The following is an 18,186-nucleotide window of genomic DNA, read 5'->3' on the forward strand; positions in this document are numbered from 1 at the left end:
GTGGGTTGGCTGATCCTCGCGCTGATGGGTGCGGCCACCTTTCTATATGGCCTGAGCGTGCATGCCACGTTGCTGTGCCTGCTGGTCAAGCCGATGCCGGTGCTGGCCCTGCTGGGCTGGCTGCACGACGCGCCGCCGGGCGAATACCGACGCTGGATAAGCCTGGGCCTGATATTTTCAGTGGTGGGCGACGTATTGCTGGCCTGGCCAGGAGATTTGTTTGTATTGGGGCTCGGCGCTTTTTTGTTGGCGCACCTGGCCTATTTGAAAGCCTACCTCAGTGACTGCCGCCGCCCGGCGCTCATGCCGTTGACGATTGCCTTGTTCATTGGCGCCTTGCTGTTGGGAATATTGGTGTCGAACGGCCTCGGGCCGCTGCTGGTGCCGGTGGTCGTCTATGGCTTGGTCATCAGCGCTATGCTCTGGAGGGCCCTGGCGCGCTTGGGGACCGAGGTGCCGAAACGCTCGGCCCTGCTCGCAGCCGTTGGAGCGCTGGGGTTTGTCTTTTCCGACAGCCTGATCGGGATCAACCGGTTCGTGGCGCCGTTCCATGCCGCGCCCTACCTGATCATCATCAGTTACTGGCTGGGACAGTGGGGCATCACCGCATCGGCGTTCCCCCGAAAGCCGCACTAAAGCAGCATTTTTCTGGTTAAAATGCCGGCCTTTTCAACACCCCAGCCGCTGGAACCGCCGTGAGCAAAGAGCCCGATCGCCTATTCGCCCAACCCTTGGCCCAGGTGCCCGACTTCGCCTTCAATGAAGACGTGGTGCGGGTGTTCCCGGACATGATCAAGCGGTCAGTGCCAGGCTACCCGACCATTGTCGAGAACCTCGGCGTGCTCGCGGCGCAATTTGCCCAGCCCAACAGCGTGCTTTATGACCTGGGCTCCTCCCTCGGAGCCGTGACCCAGGCATTGCGCCGCCACGTGCGCACCGAGGGTTGCCGGGTGATTGCGGTGGATAACTCTTCGGCCATGGTCGAGCGCTGCCGCGAATACCTCAACGGCCAGGACTCGATGTTCCAAGAGCTGCTGCCGGTGGAAGTGATCGAAGGTGACATCCTGGCCCTGACGTTTCAACCGGCCTCGGTGGTGGCGTTGAACTTCACCCTGCAATTCATCGCGCCGGACCAGCGCACCGCGCTATTGGGCCGCATTCGCCAATCGTTGCTACCCGGCGGCGCCCTGATCCTTTCGGAGAAGCTGCGCTTCAACGATGCCGAGGAACACGCGTTGCTCACCGACCTGCATGTGGCGTTCAAGCGCGCCAACGGCTACAGCGAACTGGAAATCGCTCAGAAACGCAGCGCCATCGAAAACGTCATGAAGCCCGACAGCCTCGAAGAGCACCGCGAGCGCCTGCTGGCCGCCGGGTTCTCGAAAGTCGTGCCGTGGTTCCAGTGTCTTAACTTTGCCTCGTTGATTGCCCTGCCATGATCGATCTGTCCCCCCTCGCCCGCCATCTGGCCGGCACGCCCCTGGCCGATTGGGCCGCGACGCTGCAAACGCAGCTCGACGTCAAGATGGAAAAGGGCCACGGCGACCTGGAGCGTTGGCAAAGCGCCCTTGATGCGCTGCCGCTCTTGCAGCCCACCACGGTGGATTTGCTGAATGGGCTGACGCTGGACGCCGATTGCTCCGACGAAACCCGCGCCCAAATGCGTACCGCGTTGATGGGCCTTTCGCCTTGGCGCAAAGGTCCGTTCAATCTGTTTGGCGTGCATGTGGATACCGAATGGCGCTCGGATTGGAAATGGTCGCGCGTCGCCCCGCATTTGGATCTCAAGGGCAAGCGGATCCTCGACGTTGGTTGCGGCAACGGATACTACATGTGGCGCATGCTGGGCGCCGGAGCCGACACGGTGATCGGCGTCGACCCGAACTGGCTGTTCTTCTGCCAATTCCAGGCGGTACAGCGCTACCTGTCCCAGCCCAACGCCTGGCACCTGCCGTTCCCCTTCGAGGCCCTGCCGCCAGAGCTCGAAGGCTTCGATACGGTGTTTTCCATGGGCGTGTTCTACCACCGCCGCTCGCCAATCGAGCATCTACTTGCTTTGAAGGATTGCCTGGTCAAGGGCGGCGAACTGGTGCTGGAAACCCTGGTGATCGAGGGCGACGAGCATCAAGTGCTGGTGCCCGAAGATCGCTACGCGCAGATGCGCAACGTGTGGTTCCTGCCATCGGTTCCGGCCTTGGAGCGCTGGCTGCGTCGCGCCGGGTTCAGCGACGTGCGCTGCGTGGACGTGAGCCTGACGACCGTGGAGGAACAGCGCGGCACCGAATGGATGAAATATCAATCCCTAAGTGACTTCCTCGACCCCGCCGACCACAGCAAAACCGTCGAAGGGCTGCCAGCGCCGATGCGGGCGGTGATTGTGGCGCGCAAATAAATCGCCCGACCCCCCTGTGGGAGAGCAACCTACTCACTTAAGGGCTGCCAATCATTGTGGCGAGGGAGCTTGCTCCCGCTCGGCTGCGCAGCAGTCGTAAAAGCTGCCAACCGTTTTTCCTGATGCACTGTGTTGAACGGTTTGGGGCTGCTGCGCAGCCCAGCGGGAGCAAGCTCCCTCGCCACAAGGGTATGTGTTCAACCTTGCGATTTGGCTCTTCGTGTCTTGAAGAACTCACTCAGCACCGTGCTGCACTCCTCAGCCAGCACCCCGCCCTCGAACAGTACCCGATGGTTCAAGAACCCCTGGCTGAAAAACTGCCCCTGACTCTGCACGATTCCGGCCTTGGGCTCCAATGCGCCGTAGACGACCCGGGCGATGCGTGAATGCACGATCAGCCCGGCGCACATGCTGCACGGCTCCAACGTGACATAAAGGGTGCTACCCGGCAGGCGATAGTTGCTCACCGCCTGGGCGGCGGCACGGATGGCGACCATTTCGGCATGGGCGCTGGGGTCGTGGCCGCTGATCGGGCAGTTGAAACCACGCCCGATGATTTCGCCATCCTGCACCAACACCGCGCCCACCGGCACTTCGCCCAAGGCGGCGCCCTGTGCGGCGAGGGCCAGGGCTTCGCGCATGAAATCCTGGTCACGGCTACGATCAATGATCTTGGCGGGACGAATCTGGCGCATCACGCCACCTCGATGGCGGCCATCAGGCCGGTTTCCATGTGGTCGATCACATGGCAGTGGAACATCCATACGCCCGGATTATCCGCCACCAACGCCACCTGCGCCCGCTCGTTCTTGCCCAGCAGGTAGGTGTCGGTGAAGTACGGGATGACCTTGTGCCGGTTCGACGCGATCACTTTGAAGCTCATGCCGTGCAGATGGATCGGATGTTGGTACTGAGTCATGTTCTTCAATTCAAAAATGTAACTCTGGCCTTTTTTCAGCGTAGCGATCGGCCGGTCGGAACAGGTCTTGTCGGTGATGTCCCAGGCCTTGCCGTTGATCTGCCACAGGCTCGGCGGCTTGCCATTGTCGACATTGACCGACACCGAACCGACCCATTCGAAATTGAAGTTGAGCTTCTCGGCATTGGCCAGGTCCGGCTCAGCCACCGGGTTGGGCGGCAATGCCGGCGGCCATGGGGTCGGCGCCTCATTGTTTGGCACCGAACGCAGGGTCCCCAAGCGCACCGGGCCATTGCGCAGCGACAATTCTTCACCGGCCGGCGGAGCCTTGATCGCCAGGCAAATGCGCATGCCTGGCCCCAGCCAGTATTCCTTGCCCAACGGGCGCGGCTCGATGGGGTTGCCATCCAACGCATAGATCTGCGCCTCTACGCCTGGAATGTTGATGCGATAGGTAAGCGTGTTGTCGAGGTTGAGCAAACGCACCCGGGTAATCTGCCCTGCCGGCAGATCGATTACCGCCTGCGGCACGCCGTTGATGGTCGACAACCGTCCAGCCGTACCACCACGCGCAGCCTCGCGGGGAATGCTGAATTCGACGAACTGGCCCTGCTCGTCCACGTGCCAGCTCTTGAGGCTCAGGGTCTGTTCGTATTTGAAACCGGTGGGCTCGCGCTCTTCGACGATCAGCGGCCCCACCAGCCCGCGCCCGAGTTCTTCACTGCTATTGACGTGGGGGTGGTACCAATAGCTGCCGGCGTCCGGCACGCGGAATTTGTAGTCGAAGTACTCACCCGGCAGCACCGGCAGTTGCGAGACATAAGGTACGCCGTCCATCTCCAGCGGCAAACGGATACCGTGCCAGTGAATGGTCGTCGCGACCGGCAAATGGTTGATAAAGCGAACCCGCAACCACTCGCCCTGACGCACCCGCAACTCCGTCCCCGGCGCCGAGGGGCCAAACGCCCAGGCCTGGGTCTTATGCCCGGCCACCAGCTCCACGTCCAAAGGCGCCGCGATCAGCTCGTAGTCGTGACCGGCCTCGGCATCGGCCATTTTCCCCAGCCAGTACCGCGACGCGCCTCCCGCCCCCACACCAACGACAACAAGACCGGCCAGGCCACCGAGTATTTGGCGACGGGTGAAAGACATGAACGCAACTACCTCTGGATCTGCGACGGACCGGTGGGCCCGCAAAAGGCGAATACGATACACCCGCAGATGAGAAACGGTAAGGAAACCAAGATGAAAAAAACGTGTGGGGGCTATCGACTAAGCTTTTCCGACAAGAGGATGAATCAAGCAGCCCCCGAGCAGTCAGCCTTGCAAGCCAGTGATCAGGTGCACCACGCCGTCGTCCAGCGCCATCACCCCCGTCACACCGGCGTCGCTCAACCCGGCCCGATCCATGCGCGCCACATCCCGCAGCTCCACCCGCAGCCGCGTCAAGGCCACGGGCTGATGAGACTTGAGGTTTTCCGCGCCACCCAATGCAGCGATGATGGCCGGTGCCAGCCCGTCCACCGTTGGCGGCTGCTTGGGTTCTTCCGGGACCAGGTCCGGGGTCAAGGCTTTCCAGAAGGCCTGTTGTAGTTTGTCGAACATGTTCAATGCTCCATGGCCAGGGTGGCCGGATTGGCCGCGGATGAATGAGTACGCAGGAGGTCACGAACCTGCTCCGCGCTGTCCTGGCCCAAGGCCTGTTGAGCGAGCGTGCGGCAGTCCTTCAGGTCCCATTCACGCACGCAGGCCTTAATCGCCGGAATCAGCGGCACACTGACCGATAATTCGTCCACGCCCAACCCCAACAAGAGCGGCACCGCCAGGGATTCCGAGGCCAGCGCGCCACATACGCCGACCCATTTGCCATGGGCGCGAGCGGCCTCGGTCGTACGGGCGATCAGGCGCAACACCGAGGGATGCAGGCTGTCGGCCTGGCTGGCCAGGCGAGGATGGTCACGGTCCATCGCCAGGGTGTATTGGGTCAGGTCGTTGGTGCCGATGGAAAAGAAATCCACTTCAGGGGCAAACAGATCGGCCATCAGCGCAGCAGCCGGCACTTCGATCATGATGCCCAGCTTCGGCGCGTGCTCGAGCCGCAACTGACGGACCTCTTCGTCCAGCATCTGCCGCGCCAGGCGCAGCTCCGCCAGTTGCGTAACCATGGGCAACATGATGTGCAGCCGCGCCAGCCGCGAACAGGCGAGAATGGCCCGGAATTGTTCACGCAACAACTGCGGTCGCTCCAGGCACAGGCGAATACCACGCATGCCCAGGAATGGATTGGCTTCATGAGCCATCGGCACATAAGCCAGCGGCTTGTCCCCACCCACGTCCAGGGTGCGAACCACCAGGTTGCGCTCAGGTCCGAGAACCCGGGCGACGGCGCTGTAGAGGGCGGCTTGCTCGTCGTGACCCGGTGGGTGCGCGCGATCCAGGTAGAGCAGTTCGGAGCGCAACAGTCCCACACCTTCGCCCCCTAGGGTCATGGCCTGCTCCACGTCCCGCAGCGACCCGACATTGGCACTGACCTCGATTCGATGACCGTCAAGGGTACGAGCCGCCAGGGCGGACTGTTCCAGGTCACGTTGATGTCGCTGGCGCTGCCGCTCACCCGCGGCCTGGCGCTGCTCGATCAGGGCCTGATCCGGGTTCACGTGCAACTCACCGCTATCAGCGTCCAGCAACACCCGGGTGCCGTTATCCAAGACCAACACGTCTTGCGCCACGCCACACAACGATGGCAAACCCAGCGCACGGGCCAGGATCGCGACATGGCTGGTGGCGCCGCCGCCCACGGTCACAAAACCGGCGATGCGTGAGGTGTCGAGGCTGGCGGTCTGGGAGGGCGTCAATTGCTCGGCCACCAGAATCGCCTGTTCGGGCAGGTTCCAGGCGTTGTCCTGCACGCCCAGGATCAGCTTGAGCACCCGTTGCCCGACGTCGGCCAGGTCCGTTGCGCGCTCGGCCAGTAAGGCACTGCCCAATTGCTGGAATAGCGCAGCACTCGCCTCGGTGGCGGTTTTCCAGGCGAACGCCGCGCTCTTGCCCGCGGCCATCAAGGCTTGGGCCTGCTCCAGCAAGGTGGGGTCTTCGAGCAACTCTTGATGGGCACGAAAAATCTGTGCCTGGACACTGCCCGCTGCCTCGTCCTGCAATGCTTTCAAGGCTTGCGTCGCCTGCTCCAGTGCTTGAACAAGGGCCGCCTGCTCGGCCTCGATGCCGACGCCCGCAGCCTCGATGTCCAACACCTGGGAGGCGATCTGGACCACTTCACCAAACGCCGAGCCGGGCGATGCGCAAACACCCCGCAGCCGGCCAGGCGTCGATGGTTCGACGGCGATGATCGGTTCCAGCGTTAGCGGCGCTCGTACTGTTTCGCCGCACCCTGACAGCAGCAATTGCTCCAGCGCTTCGATGGCCTGCCCAGCCTGGGCACCGGCGGCGCTGATCTGCACACTGTCGCCCTTGGCCGTCTGCAACGCCATGATCGCCACCAGGGATTTGGCGTTGGCGCTGGCTTGCTGCTTATGGAGCTGAATATGCGCATCGAATCCCTTGGCCGCTTGGGCAAACGCCGCGGCGGGACGGGCATGCAGGCCGCTTTCATTGGGCACGACCAGCGGCCGGGAAAACAGCACCGTCCCCGGCTGCGCCTCATCGATCGCCCCTTGCTCACCCGGGCGCACCTGCAACAACGGCACGCCACTCTCGACGCAAGTAGCCTCGTCCACGAGCAGGCTGAAGGGTTCGCCACTGACCACCAGCATCAGCGTCAACAGACTGCGCGCGTGCAAGGCGATGTAGTCGGCATCGAAATCGATCAGCGGCTGACCGGCCTCGACCCGTTGCCCCATGGTCACCCGCGAGGTGAACCCCTTGCCCGCCAGGTTGACCGTGTCCAGGCCGATATGCATCAGCACCTGGACACCATTGTCAGCGGTGATACTCACCGCATGGGCGCTGTCCTGGAGCGTGCCGATGACACCGGACAGCGGAGCGCAAAGGGTTTGCGAGGTCGGATCGATACAAATGCCATCCCCCACCACACGGCTGGAGAAAACCGGATCCGGCACGTTGTCCAAAGGCATCAAGACCCCGGACAGCGGTGCGAGCAATTGCAAGGATTGCGTTGTGTTCATGACTTCACCTGCTGCTGTCTGTTCTTTTTCGCATCTCGGGCACGCAGATCAGCGACCCGCGCCTGCACGGGTCACTTCCACCAGTATTCGACCTGCAGGCCCACGTTGGAACCATGTCGCGCCCCACCAAACGCACCGGTGTCGGACAGCGCCGAACCGGCCGCCAGCTCATTGGCTGCTCGCTGGGCCGCCGCGTTCCAACTGGCGTAGGTGTAATAGAGCCGTATTTCCGGGCGCGCCCAGAATTCCGGGCCCTTGGGCGACCAGGTGGGAGCAAAGGTGAATTTGCTCAGCTTGCGTGTGCCATCGTTGGCCTGCACCTGGTCATGGCCCAGTTCGGCCACCAGCTTGAACTGATCGGTGATGGCGTACGCCGGGCGAACCCCCAGTGACAGCCAGTCCTGGTCGGTGCCGTCGGGGCGTATGTTCTTCTCGTACACCGCCTGCACCTGCCCGCCGAAACGCGGCGTGACCTGCCAATCGAAAAACTCCACCAGACGATAGCGCTTGTTGCTGTCGTCCAGCCCCGTGTCGCCGGTATAACCCAGCCCAGTTCCGGGCCCCTCGCCGTATTGCAAGGCCAATTTATTCTTGCCGCCCAGGAAGTCCTGCTGCACGTGCTGGGCGGTCAGGGCCCAACCGCGGTGGGCGTCGCGACGGTTCGCCCGATCGATGAAGCTCAGGCCAAATTCCAACTCGCCGCCAGGGTTGGTCCTGAAACCGGCGACGTTGAAGTCGTGCCGGTTGACCGGGTCTTTCTGGTAGAGGTTGTCCTTGCGCGAGAAGGCGTAACTGTATTTCAACCCGCCGATCAACACGTCCTCGATCCCGCCACCGGTGGCGCTCTGGTTCCAGTAGTAAAAATCCGAAATATGGATGTCGTTGCGTTTGTAATACCGCCGCCCGGCCCACAACGATCCGCCGTTCAGGCTGGGCATGTTCGACCATTGGGCATACATCTGCGGCATGCGCGCCGCGCCGTTTTCACCCTGGAAGGTCGGCGCGAGGTCGTAGCGGTTGTACAGCGAAGCCATGCCGTCCACGCTCAACACCGAGCCATCGTCGAGGGTGAACAAGTCCTGGCGCAGCTCCAACTCCCCGTACTGCTCGCACTCGTTGCCCAACCGATATTTAGTCTGCGCCCCAGGCAGTTGGAAACAGGATTGGGAACGGCCATTGGTCGCGCTGCCGACGCCACTGCGCAAATAACCGGAAAACTCCAGCGCCTGGACCGGGAACGGCAGCGCCAGGCAGATACAGGACGCGGCAAGGCCACGGTTTATTATTGTTTTCATACGCCTCTCCATTGTTTCTTATTGTTTTTTGCTCCGTGACTTCCCCCCTTGTTTGCCGTTTGGCCGACGACAAGGGGCTCACGATGCGTCTGGCGCAACGTGTTCGCTTTCAGGCATTGCCTGGGTCAGAGGAAGTTTTTTATTCAGTCGCTCAGGTGCAGCACGAACGACTCGTAGGGCCGCAGGCGCAGCCGTTGGTATCGGTGTTCACCCGCTTCGTAGTTGCCAATCACCCAGCGCTGTGTCGTCTCTTGGGTGAGGATCCCTTCGGGCAGCTCCACCTCGCAGTTGCCCCCATAAAAATGGCTGACCACCAGCAGACGCTCTCCCTGCCCTTCGCGCAGGTACACCCACACGTGCGGATGTTCGGGCAAAAGCAGGCGATAGACGCCGTCCTGGATCAAGGCTTCGCTGCGGCGCAGGGCGATCAGCTCGCGGTAGAAATGCAGCACCGAGGTCGCGTCTTCTCGTTGTTGCTCGACATTGATGAAAGCGGCGTTGGCAGGCACGCCAATCCAGGGTTCGACCCGACTGAAGCCCGCGTGCGGCCCGGCACTCCATTGCATCGGCGTGCGTCCGTTGTCTCGGGACTTCTGCATGATTGGCGCCATGGCCTCGGCTTCGGGAACTCCGGCGTTGCGCTTGAGGCGATAGATGTTCAGGGTTTCCACATCGCGGTATTGCTCGATGTGATCGAAATCCGGATTGGTCATGCCCAGCTCCTCGCCCTGGTACACGAACGGCGTGCCTTGGAGAAAATGCAACGCCGTGGCGAGCATCTTCGCCGAAGGCACGCGGTACTCACCGTCATCACCGAACCGCGACACCACCCGCGGCTGGTCATGGTTACACCAGAACAGCGCATTCCAACCGCCACCGGCCTGCATGCCGCTCTGCCAGTCGGACAGGATGCGTTTGAGCTCGAGAAAATCGAAGTCGGCCCGTACCCACTTTTGCAGGTTCGGATAATCCACCTTCAGGTGATGGAAATTGAAGGTCATCGACAGTTCCCGGGAGGCCGGGCACGAATAACGGACACAGTGCTCGAGGCTGGTGGACGACATCTCGCCAACATTGATCAGGTCGAAACCCTCGAAGACTTCCCGGTGCATTTCCTGCAAGTAGCGGTGAACGTTGGGACCGTCGGTATAGAAACGTCGACCGTCGGTGTGGTCGTCAGGAAAGTCGGCTGGCTTGGAGATCAGGTTGATCACATCGAGACGGAAGCCTCCCACGCCCTTGTCCCGCCAGAAACGCATCATCTTGAACACTTCGGCGCGGACCTGGGGGTTATCCCAGTTCAGGTCGGCCTGGGTATGGTCGAACAGGTGCAGGTAATATTGGCCGGTCTGGGCTTCGTACTCCCAGGCCGACCCACCGAACTTGGACTCCCAGGTGTTCGGCTGGTCCCGCCAGATATAGAAATCGCGGTACGGGTTATCGAGGCTGCTGCGGGCGGCCTGGAACCAGGGGTGCTCGATGGACGTGTGATTGACCACGATGTCGAGCATCAGCTTGATACCGCGCTTGCGCGCCTCGGCGATTAATAACTCGCAGTCGGCCATGGTGCCGTAGCTGGGGTCGATGGCGTAGTAGTCACTGATGTCGTACCCATTGTCCCGTTGCGGCGAACGCAGGAACGGCGTCAGCCACAGGTAGTCCACACCCAGCCAATGCAAATAGTCGAGCTTGTCCACCACCCCCAGCAAATCACCGGTGGCCTGGCCGCCATGGCTGTAGAAACTCTTGGGGTAGATCTGGTAGATCACCGAGCGTTGCCAGTCTTGCATGTGCAAATCCTTCAGTCTGTTTGGTACTGGCCTTGCGGGCCTCATCGTGCAAGCACCCGGTGTCAGGCCACCCGATACCCCGGCCGAACGATCTTCATGCTCAAGGCGCAGGTCAGGGCAAAGGGCACGCTCATGGCGATGACCATGCCGACCACGAACATCGGTATGTAGTCCGGCACGATGGAAATGAACCCCGGCAGGCCTCCCACGCCAATCGCCGAGGCCTTGATCTTGTTCAGCGACAGGAAAATGCAGCCCAGGGCCGAGCCGGCCAGGGCGCAATAGAAGGGAAATTTGTAGCGCAGGTTGACCCCGAACATCGCCGGTTCGGTGATGCCGAAATAAGCGGAAATCGCCGAGGTCGACGCCATGCTCTTGTCCCGCGCATTGCGGGTCATGTAGAACACTGCCAGCGCCGCGCTGCCCTGGGCCAGGTTGGACATGACGATCATCGGCCAGATGAAGGTGCCGCCCTGGGTCGAGATCAATTGCAGGTCCACCGCCAGGAACATGTGGTGCATGCCGGTCACCACCAGCGGCGCATAGAGCAGGCCGAAAATCGCCCCGCCAATCACCGGCGCCAGGTCGAACAGCGCCACCATGCCTTCGGTGATCAGGATGCCCAGGTGCCGGGTGACCGGACCGATGATGGCGAGGGCCAGCACCCCGGTGATCACAATGGTGGTAATGGGGATCACCAGCAATTGGATGGCGTTGGGCACCCTGGCCCGCAACCATCGCTCGATCACGCTCATGACATAGGCCGCCAACAGGATCGGGAGAATCTGGCCCTGGTAGCCGACTTTCTCGATCCGGAACCAGCCGAAGATATCGAAATACGGCAGGCTCTGGCCTTCCAGCCCCGCTACCGCCTTGCCGTAGTTCCAGGCGTTGAGCAGGTCTGGGTGGACAAGCATCAGACCCAGCACGATGCCGAGGATCTCACTGCCGCCGAAACGCTTGGCCGCCGACCAGCCCACCAAGGCCGGGAGAAAGACGAAGGAGGTATTGGCCATCAGGTTGATCAGGCTCCAGACGCCGTCCAGGTTCGGATAGGCATCGAGCAACGTTTGCCCGGCAATGAACATGCCCTTGGCGCCCAGCAGGTTGTTGACACCCATCAGCAGGCCGGCGATCACCAGGGCGGGCAGGATAGGCATGAACACATCGGACAGCACCCGCACCAGGCGCTGCATCCCGTTGCCCTTCTGCGCGCCCTGGCGCTTGACGTCGGCGATGGTCGCGGCGGCCAGGCCCGTCAGCTCGCGCAGGGCGGCGTAGACCTTTTCCACCTCGCCCGGGCCAATGACCACCTGGAACAGGCCACCGGTGAAAAACGAGCCCTTGACCAGGTCGATCTGGTTCAGCGTGGCACTGTCCACCCGCGCCGCGTCATTCAGGGACAGGCGCAGGCGCGTCACGCAATGGGCGGCCTGCTCGATATTGTCGACGCCACCCAAGCTGTGCAGCAGCTCGCTGGCGATTCTGGAGTAATCGTGGCTCATGCTTTTTTCTTCCGCGTCATTCTTGTTATTGAGAGTCGACAGCACGTGGAAGAGAAAGTACTCGTCTGTACGAGTTAAATCAACAACTCGTACAGACGAGTTATGTTTTTGTTTATGATGAGCCCAGAAACGTCCTACGCTCATGTCGTCAAACGGTGACAGCCGGATGGACAAATCCCCCACTTGGCCCGTAAGGTTCCGCCCCGGTGAACAGCGCGGTACAGAGCCCTCTCCATGAGCAAATACAACCAGATCTACAACGATCTGCTGACCAGCATTACCACCGAACGCCTGGAGCGAGGCGCCCGCCTGCCCTCCGAAACCGAACTGATGGACAGCTATCAGGCCAGTCGTGGCACGGTGCGCAAGGCCATCGAACAGCTCCAGGAGCGCGGCTTCGCCCAGAAGATCCATGGCAAGGGCACCTTCGTGCTATCGACCCAGCCGATCGAATTCCAGCTCGGCGGCATCGTCAGTTTCCAGGAGACCTACCCGCGCCTGGGCAACGATGTCAGTACCAAAGTGGTCGAGTTCAGTCAGTTACCCTTGGAAGGAGCGCTGCTCGAGCACATCAAGGCCCCCGTCGGCAGCCAGATCACCCGCATCAAGCGGGTCCGGCGAATCGACGGCAAGCGCGTGATCCTGGACATCAACCACTTCGTCAGCGACGTGATCCCCGGCCTGACCCGCGACATCGCCGTGCAGTCGATCTACGCCTTCATCGAACAGACCCTGCAACTGCAGATCGCCTACGCCCAGCGCACCATCGAAGCGGTCCGCTGCGGCAAGGACGACCAGCAACACCTGGACCTCGAAGGCCAGAGCCATGTCATCGTGGTGAGTAACCAGACCTTTCTCCAGGACGGTCGGCAGTTCGAGTACACCGAATCGCGGCATACGCTGGATAAGTTTTATTTTTCGGATGTGGCGCGGCGGTGAGGTCGGCGATGGCCGTCCGAGCGACAGATAGGGCATCATTCAGTTGTGTCAGGTTGCTCCTGCGCGCTTGGATTGGGGGCGCTTCGCACCCCAGCGGGAGCAAGCTCCCTCGCCACGGTTTGTGTTTGGCGGGCAATGACGCGAGCCTTTCAAGTCTCATCACGTCAGTGACAAAGTGCTGATCCCGCAATAGAGGGATCTGGAAGCCGACCGCGTGCTGGCGCGGACCGACTACAAGGAGGTGCCGAACCCCAAAACGCCAAAAGCCCGCAATTAAGCGGGCTTCAGGGTGTTGCTTGCTAGAGGCTACCGGTCAGCGCCGGCGCCCCATCACTCCCACTCAATCGTCGCCGGCGGCTTGCTCGACACGTCATACGTCACGCGAGAGATGCCTTCGATTTCATTGATGATCCGCCCGGAAACGGTTTCCAGCAGCTCGTACGGCAGGTGTGCCCAGCGAGCGGTCATGAAGTCGATGGTTTCCACGGCGCGCAGGGCCACGACCCAGGCGTAGCGACGGCCATCGCCGACCACGCCGACCGATTTCACCGGTTGGAACACCACGAATGCCTGGCTGACCTTGTGGTACCAGTCGGCCTTGCGCAGTTCTTCGATGAAGATGTGGTCGGCGCGACGCAGCAGGTCGGCGTATTCCTTCTTCACTTCGCCGAGGATCCGCACGCCCAGGCCCGGGCCCGGGAATGGGTGGCGGTAGACCATGTCATACGGCAAGCCCAGTTCCAGGCCGAGGCGACGCACTTCGTCCTTGAACAGTTCGCGCAGTGGTTCGACCAGCTTCAGGTTCATCTCTTCCGGCAAGCCACCAACGTTGTGGTGGGACTTGATCACGTGGGCCTTGCCGCTCTTGGCGCCGGCCGACTCGATCACGTCAGGGTAGATGGTGCCCTGGGCGAGGTACTTGATGTTGTCCAGCTTGCAGGATTCGGCATCGAACACGTCGATGAAGGTACGGCCGATGATCTTGCGTTTCTTCTCCGGGTCGGACTCGCCGGCCAGGTTGTTCAAGAACTGCTCTTCGGCATTGGCGCGAATCACCTTGACGCCCATGTTCTCGGCGAACATGGCCATCACTTGCTCGCCTTCGTGCAGGCGCAGCAGGCCGTTGTCGACGAAGACGCACGTCAGCTGGTCGCCGATGGCCTTGTGCAGCAGTGCGGCAACCACCGAGGAATCAACGCCGCCAGACAAGCCCAGCAATACGTTGTCGGTGCCGACCTGGGCGCGGACCTGGGCGATGGCGTCTTCAGCGATTTTCGACGGAGTCCACAAGGCTTCGCATTCGCAGATGTCGAGGATGAAGCGCGACAGAATGCGGCCGCCCTGCTTGGTGTGGGTCACTTCCGGGTGGAACTGCACGCCGTAGTAGCGACGCTCGTCGCTGAACATGCCAGCGATCGGGCAGCTCGGGGTGCTGGCCAGGATGTGGAAGTCTTCAGGCATCTTGGTGACTTTGTCACCATGGCTCATCCACACGTCGAGGCCGAACAGGCCGTCGGCGTCGATATGATCCTCGATGCCGTCCAGCAGGCGGCTCTTGCCGACCACGTCGACGCGAGCGTAACCGAACTCACGCAGGTCGGAACCCTCGACCTTGCCGCCCAGCTGTTCAGCCATGGTCTGCATGCCGTAGCAGATGCCGAACACCGGTACCCCCAGGTCGAACACCGCTTGCGGGCAACGCGGGCTGTTGGCTTCGTGCACGGACTCGGGGCCGCCGGCGAGGATGACGCCTTTCGGAGCGAATTCGCGAATCGCTTCGTCATCCATGTCGAACGGATGCAGTTCGCAGTACACGCCGATCTCACGCACGCGGCGGGCAATCAGCTGGGTGTACTGGGAACCGAAGTCGAGGATCAGGATGCGGTGAGCGTGAATGTCGAGGGCCATGACTCATTCTCATGTAGTGAATCAGAAACAACTCGGGGCTGAATGAACAGCCCCGGTGATTAACGTTTTGCTGGAAGCCTTAACCTACGCGGTAGTTCGGCGCTTCCTTGGTGATCTGCACGTCGTGTACATGGGACTCGGCCATGCCGGCGCCAGTGATGCGCACGAATTCCGGCTTAGTGCGCATCTCTTCGATGTCAGCGCTGCCGGTGTAGCCCATCGAGGAACGCAGGCCGCCCATCAGTTGATGGATGATGGCGCTCAGGGTGCCCTTATACGGCACGCGACCTTCGATGCCTTCCGGCACCAGCTTCTCGGCACCCGCGGAGGAGTCCTGGAAGTAACGGTCGGACGAACCCTGGGCCTGGGACATGGCGCCCAGCGAACCCATGCCGCGATAAGCCTTGTAGCTACGGCCCTGGAACAGTTCGATCTCGCCCGGCGCTTCTTCGGTACCGGCGAACATCGAACCCATCATCACGCAGTAGGCACCGGCGACGATGGCCTTGGATAGGTCACCGGAGAAACGGATACCGCCGTCGGCGATCAACGGCACGCCGGTGCCTTCAAGGGCAGCGGCGACGTTGGCGATGGCACTGATCTGCGGCACGCCGACACCGGCGACGATACGGGTAGTACAGATCGAGCCTGGGCCGATACCGACCTTGACCGCGTCGGCGCCCGCTTCGGCCAGGGCCTTGGCGGCAGCGCCGGTGGCGATGTTGCCGCCGATCACCTGTACGTCGGGGAAGTTCTGCTTGACCCAGCGCACGCGGTCGATAACGCCTTTGGAGTGACCGTGGGCGGTGTCGACCACCACCACGTCAACGCCAGCGTTGACCAGGGCGGCGACGCGGTCACCAGTGTCCTTGCCGGTGCCGACGGCGGCGCCGACGCGCAGACGACCCTGGTCGTCCTTGCTGGCCAGCGGGTAGGCCTTGGCTTTTTCGATGTCGTTGACGGTCATCATGCCCTTGAGGGCGAATTTGTCATCGACGATCAACACGCGCTCGATGCGGTGCTTGTGCAGCAATTCGCGGACGTCGTCCTTGCTGGTGCCTTCCTTGACCGTGACCAGGCGCTCTTTAGGCGTCATCACCTGGCGAACAGAGGCGTCCAGGCGGCTTTCGAAGCGCACGTCACGGGAAGTAACGATGCCGACGAGGTCGCCATCGTGCAGCACCGGAACGCCGGAGATGTTGTGCATGCGGGTCAGTTCGAACAGATCCCGGACCGTGGCGTCAGCCTCGATGGTGATCGGATCCTTGACCACGCCAGCCTCGAACCGCTTGACCTTGCGCACTTCGGCGGCCTGCTGTTCGATGGTCATGTTCTTGTGGATGATACCGATACCGCCTTCCTGGGCCATGGCAATGGCCAGACGGGCTTCGGTCACGGTGTCCATGGCGGCGGAAACCAGGGGGATATTCAGTTCGATGCCACGGGTGAGACGGGTTTTGAGACTGACTTCGTTAGGCAGCACCTCGGAATAACCGGGCACTAGGAGAATGTCGTCGAAGGTCAGAGCTTCTTGGCTGATACGCAGCATCGCGGGGGCTCCCGAGCGGGAAAATGGAAGCGCGCCATTATACTCATGCACCCCGTCTGGCTCAATGTAAAACTCTGTCTATTATTGGCGGGGTGATTGACGGGCTAAAACCACTGTCCTTGTGGTACACCAAACCCTGTGATGTACCTATCTACAACTCCACCTTCACCCAACTCACCGGCTGATCCAGCCAGTCGGCGAATTCATCAAGAAACCCCTGCTTGAACCCCGCCTCCAGCCAGTTATTGAAGATGAACCCCAGGTTGGAGAACGCGCAGGGTTGTAGGAACAGGAAGCCATTGATGTCATCTTCATGCCCACACTCGGGGCAGGTGAAGTTATCGGTACGCCCTGGCATCCAGTCTTCCAGGCTTTCGAATAGCGCTTCGCCAATCTCCCGGCGACACTCAGCGCAACCGGCTTCTTCAAGAAAGCCCTTGGCCGGCGTATAGATGCAGCGCTTGGTGATGATCTCCAGGCCATTGATCGGCTCGCCGAACGGCAAGGCTTCGGGGTGCATGACCACGTCGCGCGCACCGGGAGCGATGGCGTGGGCCATGCGATTGCCGGTGCGGCCGCAAGTGGTCAATTGCTCTTCGATAATGTTCTTGCGCACCAGCCAGCGCACGATTGCCCGGGCCCGAGGCTCGTGGACCGGCAGTGTGGAGATTTTCGGGACGATAATGCTTTGCGAATTCATGGCGAGGCCTGGCTGTTTCCCTGGCAGGATCTGATAAAAGGCCGGCAGCTTAATCCCTGGCCGTGCCAGGTCAAGCACTCAGGTAACGGCCGATCAACGCCAGCCCGCTGGCGAGCACCAGCCAGGTGACCAACCGCACGAACGCTTCGCGCGACATCTTCAGGGTCAGGCGACGCCCCACCCACAATCCCAGCGCCATGGCCGGCAATAAACACAGCGCCAGTACCAGCAAGGGTAGCTCGGCATACACGCCCGCAATGACAAACAAACTCAAGCGCACCACAGTGCTGCAACTGATCAGCGCACTCTGGGTCGCCCGCGCCGCCTCCTTGGGCAAACGGCTGTTCAGGTAGATGGCATATAAAAAGCCGCCACTGCCAAACAACGCTCCGAACATCCCGCCCACCGTGCCCATCGGCAACGCCCACAATGAAGATAACTGCTTGGGCCTGGTTTTTATCAACAGGCTGTAGATCGCATAGGCGCTAATAAACAGCCCCATCAACAGCAGCAAAAGATCTGACTTGAGGTTGAGCAGGAAAATCACACCCAAGGTGCACCCCACAGCCATGCAGGGCAGCAACCGCAGCAGCTCCGGCCGGGACACGTCCCGCCGCGACGGCAACAAGTTGCCAAAGGCGGCGACAAAATCCAGCAAGACCAATAGCGGGACAATCTTCGACAGCGGCATGAACAACAGCAGGATCGGCGCAGCCACCAGGGCGGTGCCGAACCCGGCGATGCCGAACACGATGTAGGCCAGGACAATGGCCGAGGCGATTACCAGCCATTCCATCGGGGCAAATGCCCACTGGCCCAACCATGGGAGAAGATTCATCCGGCACTTCCTTGATGAGGAGAGCGGGGACTTTAGCCAGATGTGTCGGGGCATATCCAGTATTTGTGCTGACTGGGCTACTGCTATCGCGAGCAAGCTCCCACACTGGATCTTCGGTGCGACATGGATCCCCTGTGGGAGCGAGCTTGCTCGCGATGCAGACAACCCGGTCTAATTGTCTGCACACCATTGGCGAATCCCCTTATCAT

The 18,186-nt window shown here is 61.5% G+C and carries 15 protein-coding genes; 4 read left to right on the top strand and 11 right to left on the bottom strand.

All coding sequences use genetic code 11. From position 1 onward, the window contains the following. Genes J3P76_RS20370 through cmoB form a run of 3 tightly spaced genes read left to right on the top strand, consistent with a single transcriptional unit; the run spans window position 1 to window position 2,392 of the window. Complete coding sequence (locus J3P76_RS20370) at window positions 1-636, top strand: lysoplasmalogenase (protein WP_420764174.1); 636 nt, start codon at window positions 1-3, stop codon at window positions 634-636. Window positions 637-695: 59 nt separating this feature from the next. Beyond that, window positions 696-1,439: a carboxy-S-adenosyl-L-methionine synthase CmoA gene (gene cmoA, locus J3P76_RS20375; RefSeq protein ID WP_434609744.1), complete on the top strand. Its 744-nt coding sequence runs from the start codon at window positions 696-698 to the stop codon at window positions 1,437-1,439. Then, window positions 1,436-2,392, top strand: coding sequence for a tRNA 5-methoxyuridine(34)/uridine 5-oxyacetic acid(34) synthase CmoB (cmoB, locus tag J3P76_RS20380; RefSeq protein WP_420764172.1), 957 nt, complete (start codon window positions 1,436-1,438; stop codon window positions 2,390-2,392). Before cmoA ends, cmoB begins: the two co-directional genes overlap by 4 nt. A 197-nt stretch (window positions 2,393-2,589) precedes the next feature. Here the strand turns inward: cmoB and tadA are convergent, their stop codons facing one another. The 7 genes from tadA to treP form a co-directional block, all read right to left on the bottom strand. Further along, window positions 2,590-3,087, bottom strand: a complete 498-nt coding sequence (gene tadA / locus J3P76_RS20385; protein ID WP_420764171.1) for a tRNA adenosine(34) deaminase TadA — start codon at window positions 3,085-3,087, stop codon at window positions 2,590-2,592. Then, window positions 3,087-4,463: a multicopper oxidase family protein gene (locus J3P76_RS20390; RefSeq protein ID WP_434562457.1), complete on the bottom strand. Its 1,377-nt coding sequence runs from the start codon at window positions 4,461-4,463 to the stop codon at window positions 3,087-3,089. The genes tadA and J3P76_RS20390 overlap by 1 nt, the downstream gene beginning before the upstream one ends. Window positions 4,464-4,628: 165 nt before the next feature. Further along, the gene (locus tag J3P76_RS20395) at window positions 4,629-4,916 is read right to left on the bottom strand and encodes a PTS transporter subunit EIIB (protein ID WP_434609741.1); all 288 of its coding nucleotides are present in this window, start codon (window positions 4,914-4,916) and stop codon (window positions 4,629-4,631) included. A gap of 2 nt (window positions 4,917-4,918) precedes the next feature. Next, window positions 4,919-7,453 carry a phosphoenolpyruvate--protein phosphotransferase gene (gene ptsP / locus J3P76_RS20400; protein ID WP_434609739.1) on the bottom strand — a complete coding sequence of 845 codons (2,535 nt, stop codon included), beginning with the start codon at window positions 7,451-7,453 and terminating at the stop codon, window positions 4,919-4,921. Between the two features lie 71 nt (window positions 7,454-7,524). Next, window positions 7,525-8,748, bottom strand: coding sequence for a maltoporin (locus J3P76_RS20405; RefSeq protein ID WP_434609737.1), 1,224 nt, complete (start codon window positions 8,746-8,748; stop codon window positions 7,525-7,527). Between the two features lie 143 nt (window positions 8,749-8,891). Then, window positions 8,892-10,538, bottom strand: a complete 1,647-nt coding sequence (gene treC, locus J3P76_RS20410; protein WP_434609735.1) for an alpha,alpha-phosphotrehalase — start codon at window positions 10,536-10,538, stop codon at window positions 8,892-8,894. Window positions 10,539-10,600: 62 nt separating this feature from the next. Further along, window positions 10,601-12,043 carry a PTS system trehalose-specific EIIBC component gene (gene treP, locus J3P76_RS20415; RefSeq protein WP_434609733.1) on the bottom strand — a complete coding sequence of 481 codons (1,443 nt, stop codon included), beginning with the start codon at window positions 12,041-12,043 and terminating at the stop codon, window positions 10,601-10,603. A gap of 234 nt (window positions 12,044-12,277) precedes the next feature. Between treP and treR the strand changes: the two genes are divergently transcribed. Beyond that, a complete protein-coding gene (gene treR / locus J3P76_RS20420; protein ID WP_434609731.1) occupies window positions 12,278-12,982 on the top strand; it encodes a trehalose operon repressor in 705 nt (234 codons plus the stop codon). A gap of 330 nt (window positions 12,983-13,312) precedes the next feature. Here the strand turns inward: treR and guaA are convergent, their stop codons facing one another. The 4 genes from guaA to J3P76_RS20440 all read right to left on the bottom strand — a co-directional run bounded on the left by guaA (window position 13,313) and on the right by J3P76_RS20440 (window position 17,977). Continuing rightward, window positions 13,313-14,890, bottom strand: a complete 1,578-nt coding sequence (gene guaA, locus J3P76_RS20425) for a glutamine-hydrolyzing GMP synthase (protein ID WP_420764167.1) — start codon at window positions 14,888-14,890, stop codon at window positions 13,313-13,315. Window positions 14,891-14,969: 79 nt separating this feature from the next. Next, entirely contained in the window at window positions 14,970-16,439 is a 1,470-nt protein-coding gene (gene guaB / locus J3P76_RS20430) for an IMP dehydrogenase (RefSeq protein WP_420764166.1), read from the bottom strand. Window positions 16,440-16,590: 151 nt separating this feature from the next. Continuing rightward, window positions 16,591-17,139 carry a sugar ABC transporter ATPase gene (locus J3P76_RS20435; RefSeq protein ID WP_434609727.1) on the bottom strand — a complete coding sequence of 183 codons (549 nt, stop codon included), beginning with the start codon at window positions 17,137-17,139 and terminating at the stop codon, window positions 16,591-16,593. 70 nt (window positions 17,140-17,209) lie between these two features. Continuing rightward, window positions 17,210-17,977, bottom strand: a complete 768-nt coding sequence (locus tag J3P76_RS20440) for a sulfite exporter TauE/SafE family protein (RefSeq protein WP_420764164.1) — start codon at window positions 17,975-17,977, stop codon at window positions 17,210-17,212. Window positions 17,978-18,186 lie beyond the last annotated feature (209 nt).

The organism is Pseudomonas sp. D1-36, from assembly GCF_051132205.1.
Classification (GTDB): Bacteria; Pseudomonadota; Gammaproteobacteria; order Pseudomonadales; family Pseudomonadaceae; genus Aquipseudomonas.

Bases quoted from the DNA above. Each gene is read 5' to 3' on its own strand.
- cmoB (WP_420764172.1), top strand. From the start codon at position 1,436: ATGATCGATCTGTCCCCCCTCGCCCGCCATCTGGCCGGCACGCCCCTG.
- tadA (WP_420764171.1), bottom strand. From the start codon at position 3,087: ATGCGCCAGATTCGTCCCGCCAAGATCATTGATCGTAGCCGTGACCAG.
- J3P76_RS20390 (WP_434562457.1), bottom strand. From the start codon at position 4,463: ATGTCTTTCACCCGTCGCCAAATACTCGGTGGCCTGGCCGGTCTTGTT.
- J3P76_RS20395 (WP_434609741.1), bottom strand. From the start codon at position 4,916: ATGTTCGACAAACTACAACAGGCCTTCTGGAAAGCCTTGACCCCGGAC.
- ptsP (WP_434609739.1), bottom strand. From the start codon at position 7,453: ATGAACACAACGCAATCCTTGCAATTGCTCGCACCGCTGTCCGGGGTC.
- J3P76_RS20405 (WP_434609737.1), bottom strand. From the start codon at position 8,748: ATGAAAACAATAATAAACCGTGGCCTTGCCGCGTCCTGTATCTGCCTG.
- treC (WP_434609735.1), bottom strand. From the start codon at position 10,538: ATGCAAGACTGGCAACGCTCGGTGATCTACCAGATCTACCCCAAGAGT.
- treP (WP_434609733.1), bottom strand. From the start codon at position 12,043: ATGAGCCACGATTACTCCAGAATCGCCAGCGAGCTGCTGCACAGCTTG.
- treR (WP_434609731.1), top strand. From the start codon at position 12,278: ATGAGCAAATACAACCAGATCTACAACGATCTGCTGACCAGCATTACC.
- guaA (WP_420764167.1), bottom strand. From the start codon at position 14,890: ATGGCCCTCGACATTCACGCTCACCGCATCCTGATCCTCGACTTCGGT.
- guaB (WP_420764166.1), bottom strand. From the start codon at position 16,439: ATGCTGCGTATCAGCCAAGAAGCTCTGACCTTCGACGACATTCTCCTA.
- J3P76_RS20435 (WP_434609727.1), bottom strand. From the start codon at position 17,139: ATGAATTCGCAAAGCATTATCGTCCCGAAAATCTCCACACTGCCGGTC.
- J3P76_RS20440 (WP_420764164.1), bottom strand. From the start codon at position 17,977: ATGAATCTTCTCCCATGGTTGGGCCAGTGGGCATTTGCCCCGATGGAA.